This window comes from Mesorhizobium sp. W067, assembly GCF_054719525.1.
In genome coordinates this window covers 5,050,255-5,072,698 of record NZ_JBTTII010000001.1, presented here as the reverse complement: position 1 = coordinate 5,072,698, position 22,444 = coordinate 5,050,255, and the positions used below count along the sequence as shown (strand labels likewise).

Annotated in this window: 17 protein-coding genes; 14 read left to right on the top strand and 3 right to left on the bottom strand. The window is 61.3% G+C overall.

What is annotated here, in order from left to right:
- Position 1 precedes the first annotated feature (1 nt).
- The 5 genes from ACYG97_RS24840 to ACYG97_RS24820 all read left to right on the top strand — a co-directional run bounded on the left by ACYG97_RS24840 (position 2) and on the right by ACYG97_RS24820 (position 10,328).
- Positions 2-1,018 carry an NAD(P)H-dependent flavin oxidoreductase gene (locus tag ACYG97_RS24840; protein ID WP_023746415.1) on the top strand — a complete coding sequence of 339 codons (1,017 nt, stop codon included), beginning with the start codon at positions 2-4 and terminating at the stop codon, positions 1,016-1,018.
- Positions 1,019-1,738: 720 nt separating this feature from the next.
- Positions 1,739-4,510, top strand: coding sequence for an MFS transporter (locus ACYG97_RS24835; protein ID WP_084023732.1), 2,772 nt, complete (start codon positions 1,739-1,741; stop codon positions 4,508-4,510).
- Positions 4,507-5,511: an ABC transporter substrate-binding protein gene (locus tag ACYG97_RS24830; protein WP_084013687.1), complete on the top strand. Its 1,005-nt coding sequence runs from the start codon at positions 4,507-4,509 to the stop codon at positions 5,509-5,511. The genes ACYG97_RS24835 and ACYG97_RS24830 overlap by 4 nt, the downstream gene beginning before the upstream one ends.
- Positions 5,512-5,867: 356 nt before the next feature.
- Positions 5,868-8,045 carry an adenylate/guanylate cyclase domain-containing protein gene (locus tag ACYG97_RS24825; protein WP_286461259.1) on the top strand — a complete coding sequence of 726 codons (2,178 nt, stop codon included), beginning with the start codon at positions 5,868-5,870 and terminating at the stop codon, positions 8,043-8,045.
- Positions 8,046-8,147: 102 nt separating this feature from the next.
- The gene (locus ACYG97_RS24820; RefSeq protein WP_352445469.1) at positions 8,148-10,328 is read left to right on the top strand and encodes an adenylate/guanylate cyclase domain-containing protein; all 2,181 of its coding nucleotides are present in this window, start codon (positions 8,148-8,150) and stop codon (positions 10,326-10,328) included.
- Between the two features lie 15 nt (positions 10,329-10,343).
- On the opposite strand, the gene ACYG97_RS24815 is transcribed toward ACYG97_RS24820, so the two are convergent.
- The 3 genes from ACYG97_RS24815 to ACYG97_RS24805 form a co-directional block, all read right to left on the bottom strand.
- Positions 10,344-10,847: a YHS domain-containing (seleno)protein gene (locus ACYG97_RS24815; RefSeq protein ID WP_023707420.1), complete on the bottom strand. Its 504-nt coding sequence runs from the start codon at positions 10,845-10,847 to the stop codon at positions 10,344-10,346.
- A gap of 12 nt (positions 10,848-10,859) precedes the next feature.
- Complete coding sequence (locus ACYG97_RS24810) at positions 10,860-11,450, bottom strand: ankyrin repeat domain-containing protein (protein WP_023695862.1); 591 nt, start codon at positions 11,448-11,450, stop codon at positions 10,860-10,862.
- Between the two features lie 329 nt (positions 11,451-11,779).
- Positions 11,780-13,132 (bottom strand): tyrosine-type recombinase/integrase, encoded by a 1,353-nt coding sequence (locus ACYG97_RS24805; RefSeq protein ID WP_023699405.1) that lies wholly within the window; start codon positions 13,130-13,132, stop codon positions 11,780-11,782.
- 480 nt (positions 13,133-13,612) lie between these two features.
- Between ACYG97_RS24805 and ACYG97_RS24800 the strand changes: the two genes are divergently transcribed.
- The 9 genes from ACYG97_RS24800 to ACYG97_RS24760 all read left to right on the top strand — a co-directional run bounded on the left by ACYG97_RS24800 (position 13,613) and on the right by ACYG97_RS24760 (position 22,225).
- The gene (locus ACYG97_RS24800) at positions 13,613-13,879 is read left to right on the top strand and encodes an acylphosphatase (RefSeq protein WP_031262578.1); all 267 of its coding nucleotides are present in this window, start codon (positions 13,613-13,615) and stop codon (positions 13,877-13,879) included.
- A 157-nt stretch (positions 13,880-14,036) separates the two neighbouring features.
- Positions 14,037-14,690, top strand: coding sequence for a Rieske 2Fe-2S domain-containing protein (locus ACYG97_RS24795; protein ID WP_023734813.1), 654 nt, complete (start codon positions 14,037-14,039; stop codon positions 14,688-14,690).
- A complete protein-coding gene (locus ACYG97_RS24790; protein ID WP_023734812.1) occupies positions 14,687-15,532 on the top strand; it encodes an aromatic ring-hydroxylating oxygenase subunit alpha in 846 nt (281 codons plus the stop codon). The genes ACYG97_RS24795 and ACYG97_RS24790 overlap by 4 nt, the downstream gene beginning before the upstream one ends.
- Complete coding sequence (locus tag ACYG97_RS24785) at positions 15,529-16,188, top strand: glutathione S-transferase family protein (RefSeq protein ID WP_023699368.1); 660 nt, start codon at positions 15,529-15,531, stop codon at positions 16,186-16,188. Before ACYG97_RS24790 ends, ACYG97_RS24785 begins: the two co-directional genes overlap by 4 nt.
- Position 16,189: 1 nt before the next feature.
- On the top strand, positions 16,190-17,569 hold the full coding sequence (locus ACYG97_RS24780) for an amidohydrolase (RefSeq protein ID WP_023734811.1): 1,380 nt from the start codon (positions 16,190-16,192) through the stop codon (positions 17,567-17,569).
- 26 nt (positions 17,570-17,595) lie between these two features.
- Positions 17,596-18,693 carry a BMP family ABC transporter substrate-binding protein gene (locus tag ACYG97_RS24775; RefSeq protein WP_198029759.1) on the top strand — a complete coding sequence of 366 codons (1,098 nt, stop codon included), beginning with the start codon at positions 17,596-17,598 and terminating at the stop codon, positions 18,691-18,693.
- 3 nt (positions 18,694-18,696) lie between these two features.
- Positions 18,697-20,220: an ABC transporter ATP-binding protein gene (locus tag ACYG97_RS24770; RefSeq protein ID WP_023734809.1), complete on the top strand. Its 1,524-nt coding sequence runs from the start codon at positions 18,697-18,699 to the stop codon at positions 20,218-20,220.
- Positions 20,217-21,317 carry an ABC transporter permease gene (locus tag ACYG97_RS24765; protein ID WP_023734808.1) on the top strand — a complete coding sequence of 367 codons (1,101 nt, stop codon included), beginning with the start codon at positions 20,217-20,219 and terminating at the stop codon, positions 21,315-21,317. The genes ACYG97_RS24770 and ACYG97_RS24765 overlap by 4 nt, the downstream gene beginning before the upstream one ends.
- A complete protein-coding gene (locus ACYG97_RS24760; protein WP_023734807.1) occupies positions 21,314-22,225 on the top strand; it encodes an ABC transporter permease in 912 nt (303 codons plus the stop codon). Before ACYG97_RS24765 ends, ACYG97_RS24760 begins: the two co-directional genes overlap by 4 nt.
- Positions 22,226-22,444: the final 219 nt, after the last annotated feature.

Here is a 22,444-nt window from a genome sequence, read left to right as displayed (position 1 = left end):
TATGAGAACGCCACTCTGCGATCTGCTCGGCATCGAGGTGCCTATCGTCCTCGCGCCGATCATTGCCCCTTTAGGCGCACCGGCGGGGCCGCCCCTAGCGGCCGCCGTTAGTGAGGCCGGCGGGCTCGGGACGATAGCCCTTTGGCTTGCTGAGCTCGGAGTGCTGCGGACCCGTGTGCGGGAAATGAAGTCGCTCACCACAAAGCCATTTGCCGTCAATCTGCGACTGGATTTGGATCCTGACGTTCGCCTCGATGCCTGCCTCGAGGAAGGTGTCCGGATTATCTCTATGTTCTGGGGGGATCCGTCGGAACTGGCTCCACGGGCCAAGGCGAGCGGTGCGGTAGTGATGCAGACAGTTCGATCGGCCGATGAGGCACGGATGGCCGTCGATTGCGGGGTCGATGTGGTCGTTGCGCAAGGCTGGGAGGCTGGCGGCCACGTCTGGGGAACGGTCGCGACTATGGCCTTGGTTCCGACCGTGGTGGATGCGGTCGCGCCTGTTCCGGTGGTTGCGGCGGGCGGGATCGCTGACGGCCGGGGGATGGCCGCTGCACTCGCCCTTGGCGCCGCTGGTGTTTGGATCGGCACCCGGTTTATCGCCAGCGCCGAGGCCAACTTCCACGCCCGCTACCGCGAACGGCTGCTGGCCGCGTCGGAAACAGACACAATCTATCTCGAGAACCTTTTTGATGGCGGCCCTTGGAAAGATGCGCCCACGCGTGTGCTGCGCAACAAGACAGTGGCAGCATGGGAGGTTGCCGGGCGACCACCAGTTGGACAACGGCCCGGTGAGGGTGCCATTGTCGCGGTTTCAGCTTCAAGGGGCAACATCAAGCGCTACGCACCGGTGGCGCCGGTCATCGACGTGGAGGGTGACATCGACGCTTTGCCAATGTGGGCTGGCCAGGGAGTCGGGCTGGTTAAGAAAATTCAGCCGGCCGCGGAGATAGTTCGCGAAATCGCTGCTGAAGCGCAGTCGGTCCTAGCCCGGTTGGGAACGACAGGCGAGAACTGAGTGGTCGGCTTCGACCATGGCGTGCGATCGCCCGCCTGCCCATTGCCCGACGGAAGGCGTATCCCTCGCGAAGGTCGGCAACAGGGAACGCGGACACAATTCCACCTGAGCCGAATGTCTGCTTTCGGGAGACGACCAAGGACACTTCAATGGCCGACGTGAGGCGCATTGCGGTCCGGCAGCCTTGGGCCGACTGCGGACTTGCGGCTTCGAGGCCTGGAATGTGAGAAGCGGACGTTCAGGCGCTCCCCATGCATCGACGTGAACTGACCGATTGTGTTGAAGAGTCCGACGCACCGCGAAGTCACCACCGATAATAGAATCCCGTTCCACCCTGACGCCTTGCATGGAATCAGGATTCACTTGTGGGGTCTTTTCGGAACGCCACGGTACGCAAATGCCGTAGTTAGCCGCGACGCGGACTTTTTCAACAGTATCGAACCAATGCGGACATTTGCTTCCGGAACGGGGGCCGAGGTCCCTGGTTTGCAACCAGCCCTCCGCTGTCTTCCTAATGGAGGGCGTGCTAATGGTTAACTAGCTTGGGGATCAGGCCGATTTCAAATTTGATCGCTGGCGCGTGGGCGCCGAGCTGGCAAACATCTAGTAGTAATCCTGGAGGCGATCCCCGCCGCCTCGAAAGCGAGCAAGACGACATCACGACGAAGTAATCGAGGGATAGTTAACAGCCATAGGGCCGCGATAACGGCAGGGGCACAAATGACATTTCTGGTGCGCGTATGGCTAGCGTTGACGGTTGTTCTGGCAATTGTGGTTACTATCTTAGCGGTGCTGGTTAAGCTACAAAACGAGGCGGTGTATTCGCAGCTTGTGCGGCAACGACTTTCGGTCATTGCAGCGGCAACCGCCGCCCCCTTCCGGTCAGTCTCGGAACTTGGTCTCACGGTGGCGACGGTGCGCAATGCCCAAGAGCTGCTGAACCGGGCTTGGCAGACCGATCCCACGATTTCCAACATTGTTCTGCTTGATGCAGCCGGCGGAGTTATCCTTTCTGTTCCGGATGCTGCTGTTCCATTTAGCGCGCGCCAAATGGGTCGCGCAATGGAAGAGGGCTCCAACAGCCAGTGGGGTCTTGAGACTGCGACCGCGCTGATCAGCGGTGCCACCATAAAGGACGAGAACGACGAGCGGGCCGCTGCATTGGCAGTTATCTACCCGATGAACGAATTGCGGACCCACAATCGCCTTATCAGTTCGCAAATTTGGCTGTCGGCGCTGGCGCTTCTGACCGGATTCTCGACCCTAGCTTACGCCGCATTGCGCTATCGTCTGCGTCCGGTTATCCACACCCTCGACGACATCGCCAGCCATGCCGAAGACGACAGCACTTTGACTGCCGGCGACTTTGCCGATTTTCGAGCGACGCTCGCCGCGGGCACCGCAAAATACCGTTTGGCAACTACAAAACTTGCTGCGCTTATTGGGGCAGAGCGCGCGGAAGCTCCACCTGCGGGGCCACAGGGTGCCGACGTCATCTCGGTTCCCGATAGCCCCATGGCTGTAACGGTGTCGCGACGGCTTACGGCGCTCATAGCCGTCCTGGTGCTGGGGATCACCGTATCGCTCGGCACTGTCGCCTACCGCAGCATCGATGACTCCTTTGCTCCCGAACTCGACAAGCGCACGAGGCTTATTGGCAGCATTGCCAATGATGCTATTGCCCGCACGCTTAAGGCGGGTGTGCCACTCGATATGATGGTCGGTGGACGCGAATTCTTCTCGTCCCTGCTTCGTGACTTTCCAGAAATTTCCTACTTCGCGCTGGTCACCAACCGACCCATTTTGGAGATGGGCACCCGCCCGCCCACCACGACGTCGGTGATGCTACAGGCAGGGACCGTCGTGCCGATCGTCGTCGACAACAAGCTGGTGGCCAATGTCGTCGTAATCAAGAACGCGGGATACCTTTCGCGTGAATTCCGCGATCTCATTCTCGACCTCCTGGTGGTGACGCTGGTGACAATCCTGTTGGCGGTTGAACTGGTCTCCTTGATGACCAATCACTCGCTAACCGGACCGTTGACCCGCCTCGACTACATCCTGAAGCTTCAGGCGGCCGGCGATTTCTCCCACCGCATCCTCGTGAGCGGGATTAGCGCCGTCGATAGGCTGGGCCAAGCCCTTTCCTTGCGTGCTGAGCGGCTTGCGGCAATGATGGCAGCCGCCCAGGAGCTACCCAAGGGCACCCGTGCCGTGCAACTGGAACCGGACTTCATTATACCGGCTGGCCGGCCGCTCATCATGAGATTTTGCAGTCTAGGCGATGTGCGACTTCCGCTTTTCCTCATCGCCGCGGCTGACTCATTTCCACTGTCGTTCTTTTCGCTTTATGTCCGGGATGCCGACAATCCGCTGACTTGGCTCAACCCAGGCATCGTTATCAGTTTGCCGCTCGCCGCCTATCTCACAGCCATTGTCTTCGGTTCGCCCTATGCGCGTCCGCTCGCGAAACGCTTCGGGCACCGCAACCTGTTCGTGTTTGCTTCCATCCCAGCGGCCCTCTCGAATTTTGGGTTCTTCATTTCCACCAATGTGCTCGAAATTATCTTTTTCTGTGTGTTCAGCGGCATTGGCTATGCTTTTGCTTCACTCTCTTGCCAGGACTACGTGATCGACGCTGCCCCAAAGGAACAGCGGGCCCAAGCGCTAGGGCTGTTCCACGTAGCGATGTTTGGCGGCTTCTATGCTGGAACGGCACTGGGGGGCGTGGTTGCCGACCGTCTGGGCGAGCGCAGCGTATTTCTGGTTTGTGCCGTCTTGATCGTTATCTCCGCAGCGATGATCTTGCGCATGCTCCCTGGCCCCACCCACGTTTCGGCGCTCACCGAGCAGGGCGGCCGCTCTAAGCTGCGGCAGTTGCTTGGAACAATTGCTGATGGCCAGTTCGCGACCCTGCTGTTTGGCATTATCTTGCCCCAAACGATCCTCGATCAGGTCTTCATCTCCTATCTCCTGTCGCTGCAGATGAACGCGTTGGGCGCCTCCACGGCCGATACCGGACGCCTGATGATGATCTACTTTCTGATGGTGATCCTGTCAGGGTCACTGTATGGGCGACTGCCTGCCGGCAGGATCTCGGCAGTGGGCATCACTGTCGCCGGAGCATTGCTTGGCGGAGTGACGCTGCTCGCAGCAGCGGCAGTTACCAACGGCTGGACAATGGTCGTTGCCGCAATCGGCACCGGCCTTGGCTACGGCCTGGTGAGCGGGCCGCAGACGGCCACGGTGATGGAACTTGCGGAAGGAAGGCTGGCCCATATCGGTTCGGAAAGGGTCCTTGGCGCTGTCAGGGTCATGGACCGAATTGGCAGCGTTGTGGGCCTCGTCGCGATCGCCGGCGTCGCTGGCAGTTTTGGCTATTCCGCCGCAATGGGCTTCATCGCCATCTTGGTGCTGGCCGGGGTTGGCTCGTATCTCATCTACCACGTGGCAAGCCACAGCTTGCCGATCATCGCAGGGAGGAAAGCATGAAATTGACATACCCTATGTTGGCCGGGGCCGCGCTAGCTTCTTGCCTCGTTCTTCCGCCTCGGGTCGAGGCGGCGGAGAAGACCGTTGTGATGATAACGTGGCTGGGCTGCGAGGATGTCTGCAAGGGCCTCAAGGACTCGCTTGAAGAAAAGAAAATTGATGTCAGTTTCGTCGTCGACGATGCGGCACAGGACAAGAGCAAGCTGCCCGACTTTGTCAAGGATGCACGCGACCGCAAGGCTGACGTGGTGGTCACCTGGGGCACCAAGACTACTCTAGGCATGGTCGGCACGTTGAAAGACCAGCAGAACAGCGATCTTCTCAATGACATCCCCGTGGTGTTCACCGTGGTAGCCGATCCGATCGGTGCGGGTATCATCGAAAGCTACGAAAAGACTGGCCGCGCCAATGTGACCGGTACCCGAAACCGAGTTCCCGAAAGCGTCAACATTAAGAGCATCAAGCGCTACCTGCCGAGCTTCGATCATCTCGGCCTCCTGTTCGACCGTAGTGAGCCCAACTCGGTGAAAAAGACGGAGGAACTGACAGCTTTGTCGGAAAAGATGAAGTTCAAATTCGACGCATTGCCACTGCCGGCGCTTGCCGATGGAACTCCGGATCCAGCCAAGCTCCCCCAGGCTGTCGCTCAGCTGAAGGCGGCCGGCGTGCAATTCGTCTACTTGGGCTCGAGCACCTTCCTTGAAAAGAATGCGGACGTCTTCACCGATGCTGCCGTGGCAAATGGTCTACCGGTGCTCAGCCCCTATGAGCATCTGGTCAGCGAATCCCGGGCGCTGATGTCGGTGGCCGCCCGCGACTACGACGTCGGCAAGCTGGCCGGCGAGCAGGTGGCCAAGATCCTGGCGGAGGGTGCCAAGCCTGGCGACATGCCTGTCGTCGCCATGGAGAAGTTCGCCTATGTGGTTAACATGAAGGTCGCTAAGAAACTCAACTTGTTTCCACCTGTCGAGTTCCTGCAATTCGTTGAGAAGGTGGAGTGACGCGAAGCGACTATCGCCGCACCCGCGACGCCCAGCGTGGTCGCCGGCAATGTCCGCTTAAAGGCAGTGACACAGTTAACTTTAATGACCGAGGTGAGGCGCATTGCGGTCCGGCAGCCTTGGGGCCGGGACCAGTAAGTCCGCTTGTGGTCAGTTAAGAACGACAGAGGCCGATCTCGACCCACATCAGCCATGCGGCAACATCCGGTTTCGCACAAGGCTAAGCCATGAGGGCAATGTCTTCAAAACGACGTGGTTGCATTATCGCTGTCCAGTAGGCCAAGCATGCTCGCATTCGAAACGCCAGTCGAATACGCTCAGCGAAGCTTTGAGCTAGGGAGGCAGGACAACCGCACATGGAGCGAAGGCTTACCGCGATCCTTGCTGCCGACGTGGTCGGCTACAGCACGCTCATGGGCGAGGATGAGGTCGGCACGCTCGAACGACTGAAGGGTTGCCGTCGAGAACTGGTCGACCCCGCGATCAAGGAATTCCACGGTCGGATTATCAAGCTCATGGGAGACGGGGCGCTGGTCGAATTCGCCAGCGTCGTTGATGCCGTCCAATGCGCTGCCGCGATTCAGCGCCGGATGGCTGTCCGAGACCCGGGCACCTCCGACCCCCGCCACATCCGGTTTCGCATCGGCGTCAATCTCGGTGATGTCATCGTAGAGGAAAATGACATCTACGGCGATGGCGTCAACATCGCCGCGCGCCTCGAGGCTATGGCCGAGCCGGGGGGTGTATGTATCTCCGGAACCGCATTTGATCATGCCGTTCACAAGGTTGATGTCGGCTTTGCCAGTCTTGGCGAGCAGCGCCTCAAGAACATCGCCGATCCGGTTCGCGCCTATCGATTGCTGCTGGATCCCGCAGCATCGGGAAAGGTCACGGCCGCGCCACACCGGCCGAGCTCGCGCGTCATCATCCTGGCAGGCGCCGCCGCCTTGGCGATCGCCGCGATTGCCGGCATTTTCGCATGGCAGAAGTTCTCAGTGCCATCGCGGCCATCGGTTGCCGTGCTGCCGTTTGCAAACCTCGGCGGCGATCCAGGCCAGGACTATTTCGCTGACGGCATCACCGAGGATCTGATCACCGACCTCACCAAGCTGTCCGGTCTGGACGTCATCGCGCGCAACTCGGTGTTCGCCTACAAGAACAAGCCTGCAGCGCTGGCGGACGTCGCGCGCGACCTTGGCGTCCGCTTCGTTGTCGAGGGGAGCGTCCGCCGCACGGGCGAGCAGATTCGCCTCAATGCCCAGCTCATCGATACGGCAACGGGCGACAATCTGTGGGCCAACCGGTTCGACCGTGGCATGGCCGGCGTGTTTGCCGTCCAGCACGAGATGAGCGGCGAGATCGCCAAGGCGCTTGGCATGCAACCTTCGGCAGCGGAAAGCGAACGCATGGCGCGGCCGCCGACCGAAAACCTCGAAGCCTACGACTTCTATCTTCGTGCCGAGCAGACAGCACGGACCGGTCGGCGCGACGGCCTGCGGGAGGCGCTCACGCTCTACGACAAGGCCGAGCAGCTCGACCCCGCTTTTGCGGAAGCCTTCGCGGCGGATGCAAGCACGACGGTGTATATCTGGCGTGAATCGTTCAATGACATCATGCAGAGCGCGCCAGCACGAAAGAGAGCCTATGAGAAGGCGAGCCGAGCTTTGCAACTCGACCCTGACCTTTCGTCGCCCTATGCTATTCTTGGGATCATGCAGGTCGTGGATCGCCGCTACGAGGAAGCCATCGCTTCGGTCGAGCGAGCCGTCGCACTCGGCCCCGGCGATGCTGAGACGCAAATAGCCCTGGGATACGTGCAACTGTTCGCCGGCAGTCATGCTGAGGCTGCCGAAGCGGTCGAGACGGCGCTCAGGCTCGATCCCAACCTTTCACCTGTAAACCGGCAAATTGCCGGTCTGGTCTTTCTAATTCAAGGGAGCAACGACAGGGCGATCGAGGCCCTCGAACGCACCCGCGACGATGCGCCGTCAGTCGGAGATTTCACGATCACGCTTGGTGCCGCCTACGCCCGCGCCGGCCGCCTGCAGGATGCCAGGGCGGCAGTGGCCGAGGGGCTAGGTGCCATGTCCACACCAGGTTTCGATTCATTGTCCGCATACCGACTCAACGGTGCCCAATATCGTAACCCGCAGGATTTGGCTCTCATCGTCGACGCGTTGCAGCAGGCGGGCTTGCCCGAATGGCCGTTCGGTTTCACCGGCGATGAGCACAACCGCTTGAAGGGCAAGGAGATCGCCTCGCTGGTGCTGGGCCATACTCTGCAGGGTCAGCTTGAGCCCGGTCTCCAACCAGCCTTCCTTCAGATCGGAAGCGACGGCAAGGCGGCCTTCCGCTCTACGACGCGGCTAGTCACCGAGACCGTCCGTGTCGATGGCGACTTATTGTGCGAGCTGAGCGAGAATATGTTCGGGCGCCCCGACTGTGGACCCGTCTATAAACGCCGCGACGATGGAGGCGGCGGCTATTCCTTCGTCAACTCAAGCAAGGTGTTTCACTTTACGGTTGTTCAGTAGAAGCACACGCGCGTCATAACGGACGCACACACTCGCGTCCGATGCGGGAGTAGAATAGGCTGCGCGAAGCCGCTTGATCGACCAAGGAGGGCGCAGGCAGGTATGGAGCGAAGGCTTACCGCGATCCTTGCTGCCGACGTGGTCGGCTACAGCACGCTCATGGGCGAGGATGAGGTCGGCACGCTCGAACGACTGAAGGGTTGCCGTCGAGAACTGGTCGACCCCGCGATCAAGGAATTCCACGGTCGGATTATCAAGCTCATGGGAGACGGGGCGCTGGTCGAATTCGCCAGCGTCGTTGATGCCGTCCAATGCGCTGCCGCGATTCAGCGCCGGATGGCTGTCCGAGACCCGGGCACCTCCGACCCCCGCCACATCCGGTTTCGCATCGGCGTCAATCTCGGTGATGTCATCGTAGAGGAAAATGACATCTACGGCGATGGCGTCAACATCGCCGCGCGCCTCGAGGCTATGGCCGAGCCGGGGGGTGTATGTATCTCCGGAACCGCATTTGATCATGCCGTTCACAAGGTTGATGTCGGCTTTGCCAGTCTTGGCGAGCAGCGCCTCAAGAACATCGCCGATCCGGTTCGCGCCTATCGATTGCTGCTGGATCCCGCAGCATCGGGAAAGGTCACGGCCGCGCCACACCGGCCGAGCTCGCGCGTCATCATCCTGGCAGGCGCCGCCGCCTTGGCGATCGCCGCGATTGCCGGCATTTTCGCATGGCAGAAGTTCTCAGTGCCATCGCGGCCATCGGTTGCCGTGCTGCCGTTTGCAAACCTCGGCGGCGATCCAGGCCAGGACTATTTCGCTGACGGCATCACCGAGGATCTGATCACCGACCTCACCAAGCTGTCCGGTCTGGACGTCATCGCGCGCAACTCGGTGTTCGCCTACAAGAACAAGCCTGCAGCGCTGGCGGACGTCGCGCGCGACCTTGGCGTCCGCTTCGTTGTCGAGGGGAGCGTCCGCCGCACGGGCGAGCAGATTCGCCTCAATGCCCAGCTCATCGATACGGCAACGGGCGACAATCTGTGGGCCAACCGGTTCGACCGTGGCATGGCCGGCGTGTTTGCCGTCCAGCACGAGATGAGCGGCGAGATCGCCAAGGCGCTTGGCATGCAACCTTCGGCAGCGGAAAGCGAGCGCATGGCGCGGCCGCCGACGAGCAATCTCGAGGCCTATGATTACTATCTACAAGCCGAGACGGCGTCACGCAGCGTCCTGCAGGCCGGGCTGCGGGAGGCGCTTGCGCTCTACGACAAGGCGGAGGAGCTTGACCCCGCCTTTGCCGAAGCCTTCGCGGCCGACGCGCGCACCACAGTCTATATCTGGCGGGAGGCCTTCAACGACGTCATCCAGAGCGCGCCAGCACGAAAGAGAGCCTATGAGAAGGCGAGCCGAGCTTTGGAACTCGACCCTGACCTTTCGTCGCCCTATGCTATTCTTGGGATCATGCAGGTCGTGAATCGCCGCTACGAAGATGCGATTGCCTCTGCCAAGAAGGCTGTTTCAATCGGTCCGGGCGATGCAGAGGCGCAAGCAGCCCTTGGATATGTTCAGTTATACGCCGGCAATCATGCCGAGGCAGCCACTGCGGTCGAGACGGCGCTCAGGCTCGACCCCGACCTCTCAGCGATCAACCGGGAAACTGCTGGGCTGGTTTTTCTGCTCCAGGGCAATGTCGAGAAAGCGATCGAGACTCTCGAGCACACACGCGACGATGCGTCCACGGTTGGCAACTTTCGGTTTACGCTCGCTGCGGCGTATGTCCGGGGCGGCCGCCTACCGGATGCGAAAGCCGCAATCGCCGAGGGGCTCCGCCTCGTAGCAGGGTCCAGCTACGTGGACTCTTTGGCTGGGTGGGAGATGACTCATGCACATTTTCGGAATCCGCAGGATCTGGCGATACTCGTCGCCGCACTGCGCCAGGCGGGCCTACCCCAATGGCGCTTCGGCTTTACCCCGGCCGAACAGGACCAGTTAAAGGGTGCCGAGATCGCGTCCCTCGTCATTGGCCATACACTGCAAGGCCAGATCGAACCCGGTCTCCAACCAGCCTTCCTTCAGATTGGAAGCGACGGCAAGGCGGCCTTCCGCTCTACGACGCGGCTAGTCACCGAGACCGTCTACGTCGATGGCGATCTGTTGTGCGAGCAGAGCGAGAACCTGTTCGGTCGCCCCGACTGTGGTCCCGTCTACAGACGCAACGACGCAGCCGGCAAAAGCTACTCCTATGCCAATACAAGCAAGGTGTTTCACTTCACCGTGGTTCGGTAGACGCACACGCGCGTCTCAATGATAGTGATCGAGTTCCAAATTGGCCGCGACCTTCGGCCAGTTGGCATCGGCTTTCGGGATATTTTCAGCTGCATGCGCGGCGAAATCATCCGCATTGTCGACGTCGTAGATCAGGTAGAGCTTGCCGTCGATAATCTTGAATGCCTCAGGATCGACATTGACCGTGACCCCCCCGCCCACGACTTCGCCGGCGCAGTACCCGCCATATTGAGGAGCGTACTTGACCGGTTCGCTCATGAACATTTCCTGGTGTTTCTTGCTGGCGAAATGCCAAGGTGTCCCCAGCCATTCATAAGTGAACTCTTCGGAGCCCTTCACGGCCTTGCCGTCAGTGAAGTAAGCGACCGTGTCGTAGCCCATGATCGCCACACCACCAAAATAGCCGGTGTTTACCGAATCGTCGGCACATGCCGATCCCGCGCCGGCGACCACAGCTACCGCGACCAGGGCAGCCGTCCCCAAACTCCGAACCAGTCGTGGCTTGATCATCGTGCTCATCTGTATCCTCCGTTAATCGTGGATCTCGGCGCACTTCGCCGCGTTCGCCTCGCCAAGAATTTTGGCTTGGCAGGTAGCACCATGGCGTTTGAAAAGTCGTATGATATCCGTGTTGCCCTTCCAGAATGCGCGCGTTATCGGCATGTAGCCATGCCCCTCGGCATGGTTCACATTGGCACCTTTCGCAATGAGGAACTCGGCCAGTTCAATGTGGTTTTCCTCGCCGGCCACCAGCAACGGCGTAGCACCCGCCTTGTTGGCGGCATCGTCGAGCACCGCGCCTTTTTCCAGCAGCAGCTTGGCGATCGGCAGGCTGCCCGAGAAGGCCGCCGCATGAAGCGGGGTAAAGCCGCCCGAGTTACGCGCCATGATGTCGGCACCCTTGGCCAGCAAGAAGTCGGCGATTTCCGGCTGGTTATCGAGCGCTGCAGCGATGAGCAGCGTTGCCTGGTCGCGCGCCCGGCTGTCGACGTCGGCACCGCCTGCCAGGGCTTGCTCCACGGCACCCTTGTCGCCGGCGGCGATGGAGTCGAACAACTGCTCACCTGCGGCTGCTGTCGTAGCCGCCAAAACCAGCATTCCAAGTGCCAGCAATCCGCGCATTGTGCAAGGTAGCATATTAGCTTGTGGTCATACAAGCTGTCCTGGGCACATCAGGTGGATCCAAGGCGGACGGCGCGGCCAGACATAGCGAACGCGGCCCAGGGCGGGAAGGCGTTAGTGCTACTGGCTTCGTCAGTAGGGGCACCGGGTCCAGTCTGAATTTTGAAGAGCGTCGATTACCGAGGCGCCGAGCGGCGTCGAGCGTAACCGCCTGTTGCTCCGTTGGGATAGCCGGTAAGCGCAAAGGTGGCCGGTGGCGGAAGTGTCCGCTTTCGGATGCAACTATGGCTTGCTCAATGACCGACATTGGGCGCGAAGCGGACGTTCGATCACGCTGCGGATCGCTCGGCACTCCTTCCTTTCGGTGTCGGCTTTCCCAGGAAGTGGGCAAGCGCCAACTTCCTCGAATTCCGATCGAGCGCATAGGAGGTATGTCTGAAGGCTACGCCGTCCAGCAGGCCCTGAATGTAGCCAGCAATGCTGTCAGCCGCCATGATGAGTGCGGTATCTACAGTATGGATGTAGCGGCTCGTCACCGACCCTCGTGAATGACCGACCAAGGCGGCGATTGTTGCCTCGGTGAACCCAAGGTCGTTGGCGATGCTAGCGAAGCTGTGCCGCAGAACATGGGGTGTGATACCGGCCAGGTCGGTCTTCTCGAGTAGTTTCGTCCAGTGCCTGGGGAAGCTCCCGAATGGCGTGTCATCCTCCCAGCCAGGGAAGACATAATTTTCGGCGCCCTCTTCCTCTTGGCGGCGATCCTCGAGGTATTCCAGGACCGGCAGACCGATCGGACGCACCGACGCTCCTTCCTTGCTGTCGGTCAGGCGCAGGCAACTGCCCTCAACATCGACTTCTCCGTAACGTAGGCCGATCACTTCGCTGCGCCGGCAGCCCGTCAGGGCGATCACCCGGATCATTTCCGCGGTGGCCTCGTGCTGCCCGTCCGCGGCCGCTTTCCGCAAAATATCGCCCAGCGTGCGATACTCCTGCTCGCTGAGGCGGCGCGCGTTAACCCTGTCCTTCGGCTTGCGAACACCATGCACAGGGTTCTGCTCGATGATGCCGAGTTCGACCGCATAGGTGAGAATACCACCGAAGAGACCTATCGTTCGAGCCGCCGTGCCCGCTCCACCGCGCACGATCGCGCGCCCCCGCAGCTTGTCCGTCTTGACGTTCGCGCGTGTCTTGCCCGCCATGATGTCCTTCATAGCCTGGGTGATGTCGGACTTGGCTAAATCTCGCACCCGTCGACTGCCGAGCAGCGGGACGATGTGGCGCTCAACGCGCCCGACATCGGTGGAGATTGTCGTGGCTTTCTTTGGCCGTCCCCTTTTCCCGAGCACGAGCCCATTCTTGAGATCTTCGAGGTAGCGGGTGCAGAGATCCTTGACCGTGATCGCCTCGCGATCAAGCTTGCGCTCCTCTGCAGGGTTGCCGCCCCTTGCGACCTGACCCAGCAGCACTTTCGCCTCGCGCCTGGCTTCCTCAGGAGTCCAAACTCCGTGCAGGCCAATCGTGTAGCGACGCGAGCGCCCGGCACTGCGGTACTGCAGAACATAGCTGCGCTTGCCCGAAGCGAAGACACGCAAGCCAAAACCGGGTAGTTCTTCATCCCATATCACATAGTCCGAGGACTTGATTTTGGTGGCATCGATGGTTCGTTTGGTCAGCTTCGCCATGCTAGGGTGTCTCCTTGACAGAATCCCTGCGTAAGCAAAGCGTAAGCACGGCAGGGAGGGGTTTGAGCCGTCCCGTCGTACCGTCGGCGCTGATCGATTTCAAAGTTCTTTTGTGATTTCAGTGGCATAGCGCACATTCGGATGGAAACGGATAGGTTCGGCGAAAGCCACTATCCATTCTCCGAAGGCAGAGGTCACAGGTTCGAATCCTGTCGGGTGCGCCAACTTACCGATGCATTACAACAACTTAGATAACCCTAAAGAGCGTCGCGCTGAACGGATTCATGCGACCGCTTGAAGTCTTTGTTTAATGCATGTCGTTGTCCCAGAACCGCGGCACTTCTGGGCGACATGCATGAGTGCCCGGGTCTAGGCACGGGCGATCAGTCGATATTCGGTGTTATTGGCGCGTCGATTACCACTTCCGCCCGTTCAGTCAGACGCTATGCTGCTGACGTGACACCAAGGCGCGCGTTCGTGATGAAGCAAAGTCAACACCGCTTGCATGAGCGGATGACCATTCGCGGCCACCTCGAACCCGCGTCCTTCCTGCCCTGGATCATGCGCCATGCGGCCAAGCTCGGTCTCGCGCACCACATCGCTCATGCAAGCACCGATCGCATCGAACTCGATATTGTCGGTGCGGCGGAACTGATCGACATGATGGAGATGGGATGTTCGCTTGGGCCCATTGAAGTCTGGGTCGAGACGATCGACCGCGCGCCTGTCGAGCAAAAAAACATATAGCTTTGCGTGTGGTTACCCTCCGTTTGCACTTAATTTAATCAATATTGCAATTGCGAAATAATTATGCATACGTCAGCCGCATCGAGCGGTTAGCCAACTCCTTGCGCCGGCATCTCTCTGATCGGGAAACAGTAGTATCAGTACGGAAAGTAAGGTCATGCTGTCCGACAAGACGGACACCTGGGTGCCGGTCGCCCTTACCCAGGATCTGCCAACAGGACAGGTAATGCCGGCGCGGACGCCCGCCGGTCCCATTGCCCTCTGGCGAAGCCAATCGGGGCGCTTGGCGGCATCGGCGGATCGCTGTCCGCATCGCGGCATGCGCCTCTCCCATGGCTTCGTGCGCGGCGAGGCGCTCTCCTGCATCTATCACGGCTGGACCTATTCGCAGGCCGGTCAGTGCCTGCGCATTCCTGCCCATCCCAGCCTCACGCCGCCGGAGACGATTCGCGTTGCGACCCGGTTGGTCGAAGAGGCGGGCGGGATCATCTGGGTCGCTGATGGAGAGCCTGACGGCAAGCCACCCCTTTTTGAGGGTTACGCCCCGCTCCGTTCATTGACGGCCCGCGCCGGATGTTCGGCACTCTCGGTCGCTGCCGGTACGAAGGCCACCGTTGAAGGATACGTCTGGCAGGCGCCCGGCGCGCCGGCAATCCGCCTGCTGCCTATCCCGCAGGAAGCCGGCGAGACGCTGATCCACGTCCTTGTTCCAGCCGATTGCGATGCGTCCGAGCGCATCGCCGCCTCGCGAGCCGCCGAGAGCCTTCGGCGCATGGCCGAAGGGATCGAGGCGAAAGGGGCTGTGCCATGATCGACGATGCGATGCGCGACGAATGGTATCCGATCGGGCTTTTCAGCCGGCTCGACCGCTATGGGCGCGAGACCACCCTGATGGACGAGCCGATCAAGGTTGCGCTCGACGCCAATGGCGCGGCGAAAGTGACAGGCGAAAACGGGCGCGTGCTGCCGGTTTCGGTGCGCTATGGCCATATCTGGTCGTCGCTCGGCGAACCGAAGAAACCGGTCTTCCCGATTCCCGAGGCAGACCAGCCCGGGCGCCGCTTCGTCGATGTCGGCGTGGTGCGGGTGCGCTGCTCGCCGCTCCGCGCCGTCGAGAACTTCCTCGACATCGCACACTTCCCCTTCGTCCATACCGACATCCTCGGCTCGGAGCCACATACCGAGGTCGAAAACTACAAGGTCGATATCCGCGAGGAAGAGGATGAGGTCTGGGCGACCCAGGTGAAGTTCTACCAGCCGCAGGCGGCGAAATCCGCGAGCGGAGGTATCACGACGGAATACATGTACCGCGTGCCGGCTCCGACCTGCTCAGTCCTCTACAAGACCTGCCCGCCGCGCCCGGGCGAATGGGATGTGATTGCGCTATTCGTCCAGCCGCTTGCCGAGGATCTCTGCGACGTCTGGCCGTGGATGGCGCTTTTTGATGACGAGACGCCACAGACCGACCTCATCCATTTCCAGCAGACGATTTTCCTGCAGGACCGCTCGATCCTCGAAAACCAGATCCCGCGTCTTTTGCCGCTCGATCCCGGCATGGAAATCCCGACGCGCGCCGACCTGACCTCGGTCGCCTATCGCCGCTGGCTGAAGCGCCACAATTATACCTACGGCGCGCAATTGGTGGCACAATGAAGCTTTACGACTACATCCTCTCCCCAAGTTGCTACAAGGTGCGCCTGATGGCGACGCTGTCAGGTGTGAAGCTCGAAATCCGCCCGGTCGACTTCCATCCCGGCGCCGAGCATCGCGGCCCCGAGCTTATGGCACTTAATCCGGGAGGCTCCATCCCGATCCTTGAAGACGGCGACCTGATCCTGACCGAGTCTTCCGCCATGCTTGGCTATCTCGCCGCGAAGGCAGCACCGGCCTGGCTCGGCAGCGGCGCCCCCGAGGAGACGGCGCGCATCCAACAATGGCTTTCCTTCTCGCACAGGCTGACCGCCAACCTCGGCGGCGCGCGCCTGCATGAGATGCTGCTGCGTCCCGGTGACATCGGTGCGCTTCAGGCCAATGGCATAGCGGCACTGCGTGAGCTGGAAGCCGGCCTCTTCGAACAAAAAATGCGTGGCGATCGGTTTCTCGCATCCGACCGGCCGACGATTGCCGACATTGCTTGCTTTCCCTACGTCGCGCTCGCGCCCGACGGCGGCGTTTCCCTCGATCCGTATCCCACGATCCGGCTCTGGTCGCGAGCGCTCCGCAGCCTCGACAATTTCATCGAAATGCCCGGTATCCACCGGCTGCACGAGTTGAAGCCCGAACCGCGACCCATGCTGGACGAGGCGTGAGGTGACCGGCTATCTCCTGAAGAATTGCGCAGCGGTCATCACCGACGAGGGCAGGGGTCCGAGCGTCCGGCGCAATGTCGATGTGCTGACGAATGGCCCGCAGATCGAGGCAATCGGGGAAGGCCTGCACAGAAGCGAGTTGCCGGCCGGTACTATCGTGCAGGATGCCGACGGCTGGTTCGTCTATCCCGGCCTCGTCAACACGCACCATCACTTCTTTCAGTGCTTTGTGCGCAACCGTGCCGAACTCGACTGGACGAAGCTGTCGGTCATCGAATGGCTCGACCGGATCTATCCGATCTTCTCCCGGCTCAACGAGGATTGTTTCTACCACGCCTCGATCACGGCGATGGCAGAGTTGATAAAGCACGGTTGCACGACGGCCTTCGACCACCAGTACAATTTTCCGCGCCATGCCGGAAAACGGCTCATCGACCGGCAGTTCGAAGCGGCCGACCTTCTCGGCATGCGTTTCCACGCCGGCCGCGGCGGCAACACGCTGCCAAAATCGGAAGGCTCGACCATTCCAGACGAGATGCTGGAGACCACGGACGAATTCATTGCCGACTGCGCACGCCTCATCGACACTTATCACGACACCAGTCCCTTCAGCATGCGTCAGGTCGTGGTCGCTCCCTGCCAGCCGGTCAACTGCTACCGCGAGACCTTCGTGGAATCGGTTTCGCTGGCGCGTGATCGCGGGGTGCGGATGCACACCCATGTCGGCGAGGGCGAAAGCCCGATCATCGAGGCCCGCCACGGCATGCGTACGGTGGACTATCTCGAGGACCTCGGATTTGCCGGCCGAGACACTTTCTATGCCCATTGCTGGGAGCTGACGCATGACGAACTGCGGCTGATGGCGGCGAGCGGCACCGGTGTCTCGCATTGCCCGGAGCCGGTCTATCTGGTGGGTGCGGAGGTGACTGATATTCCCGCCATGTCCGCCTTTGGCCTGCGCGTCGGTCTCGGCTGCGACGGTGCTGCCTCGAACGACAATTCCAACCTCATGCACTGCATCCATTCCGCCTACATGCTGCAATGCCTGGCGGCCCCGACGCGCGCTCATCCCGTGCCTGCGCCGGCCGATTTCCTCGGCTATGCGACAACGGGCGGGGCCGCGCTTCTGGGCCGCAATGACATCGGCCGACTGTCGCCCGGCATGGCCGCCGACCTCTTCGCGATCGACACGCGCCGCATGGATTATGTCGGCACGCGCCACGATCCATTGAGCCTGATTGCCAAGGTCGGCATCGGCATGCCCACCGACATGACCATGATCAACGGCCGCATCGTCTGGGAGAAGGGTGCGTTTACCGGGCTGAACGAGGCCCGGCTTGCTGCGGACGCGGAAACCGCTTTTGCCGCGGTGGAATTCTAACAACTTAAGACAGGGGAACTGACATGCTGAACTATCTGACCCGCAGAACTCTGATGAAGGGCCTTGCCGCAACAGGGCTTGCCGGCGCGCTTGGCAGCCGTCCCGCCTTTGCGGCCGACGAGCCGCTCGGTATCACGCTCGTGCTCCCGTCGCCGGTCGGCGATGTCGGCTGGGGCCATGCGCTCGCCGCCGGCCTCGAGCCGGTCAAGGCCGCATACGGCGACAAGGTGAAGATCACCGTCATCGAGAACATCGCCGAAGGGCCGGACGCCGACCGGATCATGAACAAGGCCGTCGCCGACGGTAACAAGTTCCTGATCGCCGGCTCATTCGGCTACCAGAATGGTGCACTACAGATCGCCCGCCGCGATCCTGCGGTCACCGTGCTGCATGCCTCCGGCTTCCAGACTGCGCCGAATTTCTCGCCCTTCGCGGCGAAGTATTTCCAGGGCACTTACCTGCTCGGCATAGCCGCCGCAGCTCTTTCCAAGACCGGCAAGGTCGGCTCCGTCTCGGCCTTCGCCATTCCGGAGCTGATCACCTCGATCAACGCATTTACGCTCGGCGCACAGACCGTAAATCCCGATATCGAGGTATCGGTCGTCTGGGTGAACTCCTGGTTCGACCCGGCCAAGGAACAGGAAGCCGCCAAGGCGCTGATGGCACAGAACTGCGACGTGATCTTCTCGAACGCGCAGGACACACCCTCCGTGATCTCGGCCTGCGAGGAGGCTGGCGTCTACGCGTTCAACCTCAATTCGTCGATGAAGAAATATGCACCGAAGAAATATCTCGGCTGCATCGCGACGGACTGGTCGCCCTTCTTCAAGGCTTCCGTGGATGCCCATCTGGCCGGAACCTTCAAGGGCGCCAACACCTTCCTCGGCGTCGCCGAAAAGGTGGTGGAGGTCGTGGACTGGAACTCAGATATCCCAGCCGACACGATGACGAAGATCAAGGAAGTGGCGGCGAAGATCGCCGACGGCAGCTTCTCGCCCTTCACAGGTCCAATCACCAAGGCCGACGGCAGCGAAGCCGCCGCCGCCGGTGCGACGATAGCGGATCCCGAGATCGTCGCGATGGACTGGCACGTCAAGGGTGTCACCACACCACTGCCGAAGTAAGTCATGACCCCGCCCCTTCTGTCGCTCCGCGGCATCTCGAAGAGCTACGGCCAGATCCGGGCCAACCAAGCCATCGATCTGGACGTGGCGCACCAATCGATCCATGCGATTCTCGGGGAGAATGGGGCGGGCAAATCGACGCTGATGAAGCTCATCTATGGCGTTGAACAGCCGGACGAAGGCACCGCCGTCTGGAACGGAGAGCCTCTGCGCCTTGCCTCGCCCGCTGAGGCACGGCGCAGGGGCATCGGCATGGTCTTTCAGCATTTCTCGTTGTTCGAGACGCTGACTGTCGTCGAGAACATCCAGCTCGTCGTCCCCGGCGGCAAGGCGGAGCTGGCGGGGCGCATCCGCAGCCTCGGCCAGGATTTTGGCCTTGAAGTAGATCCTCTCGCCGATGTGCACGCGCTCTCGGTCGGCGAACGGCAGCGGGTGGAGATCATCCGCTGCCTGATGACGGACCCGAAGCTGCTCATTCTCGACGAGCCGACCTCGGTCTTGCCGCCGCAGGCGGTGAAGAAGCTGTTCGACACGCTCAGGCGCCTTCGCGACCGCGGCGTGTCCATCCTGTTCATCTCCCACAAACTGGAGGAAATTCGCACGATCTGTGACCAGGCGACGGTCTTGCGTGGAGGGCGCGTTATCGGCACCGTCGACCCGCGCGACTATGATGCGCACGACCTCGCCCGGATGATGATCGGCCGCGACATGCCCGAGGTGATGCCCGCGTTGGCCATGCCCGAGGGGGAGAAGCGGCTGGAAATAATCGGCATGGACTACACGCCGGACGACCCCTTTGCCACGCCGCTCTCCGGCATCAGCCTCACGGTACGATCAGGCGAGATCCTTGGCATAGCCGGAATATCGGGCAATGGCCAAGGCGAACTTGCCGCGCTCATCTCGGGCGAAGCGATGCTGCTGAAGGAACAACGCGACCGGATCTACATGATGGGCCGCGACGTAGGCACACTCGATGCGGCCGCGCGCAGGAGATTTGGCTTCGCCTTCGTGCCCGAAGACCGGCTGGGACGCGGCGCGGTCCCTGAAATGTCGCTCGTGCTCAACACCGTTCTTACCGCCCATCCTTTCGATCTCGTGAGGCGCGGCCTCATCAACAGCGCCGCAGCGTCGGCTTTCGCCAGCGAATGCATCCGTCAGTACGACGTCCGCGCCTCCGGCCCGGATGCCGAAGCGGGCTCGCTGTCCGGCGGCAACTTGCAGAAATTCATCGTCGGTCGCGAGATGATGCTGTCGCCAAAACTGCTTTTCGTGGCGCAGCCAACCTGGGGTGTAGACATTGGCGCTGCATCCGCCATCAGAAGGCGGCTCATCGCGTTGCGCAACCTGGGCGTGGCGATCCTCGTAATTTCCGAGGAACTCGAGGAACTTTTCGAACTCTGCGATTTCATCCAGGTGCTCCATCATGGAATGCTGAGTCCGCCTCTGGTCACGCGGGACACGCGCCCCGAAGACATCGGCAGATACATGATCGGAGCACATGCCTCGCCAGAGAAGGTTCCTGCATGAGCGTTTGGGCCGCGCCGTTCCTCCCCGCGCTCGTCCGTCGGGAGCATGCCTCGCTCGTCGCGGCCATGCTGGCCCCGGCTGTCGCGCTTGGCATGGCGATCATCCTCAATCTGGGCCTTTATGTGCTGATAGGCCGAGATCCGGCGGCCGTCCTGTACGCGATGCTTCTCGAGCCGTTCCTCTCCTGGGCATCGTTTGCGGAGGTGCTGCTGAAGGCGGGGCCCCTTCTCCTCATTGCTCAGGGGCTGGCGATCGGTTTCCGCGCAAAAGTGTTCAACATCGGCGCGGAGGGCCAGTTTATCCTGGGCGCTATTTTCGCCTCGGCGATCCCCGTCTGGTTTCCGCAGGCGACCGGGCAGTGGATCTGGCCGCTGATGCTGCTTCTCGGTGCCCTCGGCGGTGCACTTTGGGCATCTATCACCGCCTTCTGGCGCGTCAGGCTCAATGCGAACGAGATCCTGGTCTCCTTGATGCTGAGCCTCGTTGCGGCGCAAGTCCTCAACTACCTGCTGCTCGGCCCATGGAAGGACCCGGCCGGCTTCAATTTCCCACAATCCGTCATGTTTCAGAACGACGCGATGGTGCCGACCCTGATCACCGGTACCCGCGTCAACGTCTCGCTGCTCATCACACTTGCGCTCTCGCTGGTGGCCTGGGTTTTCATGCAGCGAAGCTTCATGGGGTATAAGCTCAAGGTCGGCGGCCTTGCCCCGCGCGCGGCCGGTTACGCCGGCTTCAGCGAAGGGCGTGCGATTTGGCTATCGCTTCTGATCGGTGGCATGGCGGCGGGACTGGCAGGCGCGGCGGAAGTCGCGGGTCCGCTCGGCCAGCTGCAGCGCTCGATCTCGACCGGCTACGGTTATGCGGCCATCATTGTCGCCTATCTCGGCGGCTTGCATCCAGTCGGCATCATCTTTTCCGCGCTCTTTATGGCTGTCCTCTATATCGGCGGCGACAATGCGATGGTGTCGGCAAACCTGCCGATCGCCGCCGTCCGCGTCTTCCAAGGCAGCTTGCTGCTCGCCTATCTCGGCGCTGTGGCCTTCGTGCGCTACCGCATCGAGTGGCGCCGCCCCCATCACCTGAGCCAGCCATGAACGCCGTCGAGTTCATTATTTCGGGCATGCTCGCAGCGGCAACCCCCTTTCTCCTTGCCGCACTCGGCGAGTTGGTGGTCGAGCGCGCCGGTGTTCTTAACCTCGGCGTAGAGGGCCTGATGGCCCTCGGCGCGGTGCTCGCGTTCATCGTCGTCTACCACGGCGGTGGACACCTGCTGGGGTTCGTTGCCGCCGGCCTCGGTAGCGCCGTCCTGTCCCTCGTCTTTGCAGTGCTGGCACTCGGATTCCGGGCAAACCAGGTCGCGACAGGCCTTGCGATCGGCATTCTCGGCCAAGGCCTTTCGGCGCTGTTCGGCAAAAGCTACGAGAGCTTGACGGTGAAGGGGCTCCCGAAACTTGTCTTTCCCGGCCTCTCGGAAATCCCGGTAGTCGGCAGGCTGTTTGTCCAGGACGTCGTCGTATGGCTTTCCCTTGCCGTGACGTTTGCGATCTGGGCGATGTTTGCCTATACGAGAGTCGGCCTTGTCGTGAGGGCAATCGGCGAGAATCCCAAGGCAGCCCACGCCATCGGCTATCCGGTCATCGCTATCCGTGTCGCGGCCATAGCTTTTGGTGGCATGATGGCGGGTTTTGCCGGCGCCTATGCGGCGGCGGTGTACACGCCCCTTTGGGCGGACGGTATGATTGCCGGACGTGGCTGGATCGCGATCGCACTCGTTGTCTTTGGTACGTGGCTCGCTGGCCGCATCTTCCTGGGTGCCTGCCTCTTCGGCGCGGTTTCGCTGATGAGCCTCGCCGCCCAGGCGACCGGTCTGGACTTGCCATCGCAACTGCTTTCCAGCCTTCCCTATCTCGTTACGATCGTCGTGCTCGGTGTCATCTCGGCGGACCGCCGCTTGCTCAGGCTGAACGGTGTCGCCTCGCTTGGCGAACCCTTCGAACGTTAGCCGGGATGAAAGTGGATTTGCGAAACTCGGCGTAAGTTGAAGAGATTCGAAACGCCAGCGGACGATCGGCATCCGATCCAAAGGGCAGAAACGCCAAACGGGGCGAAGGTATGCCCGCAAGGGTAGCGCTGACGCCGTCGACTGCGAGCAGCGGAACGATGTGACGCACAACGCGCCCGACATCGGTGGAGATCGTCGCGGGTTTCTTGGGTCGTCCCC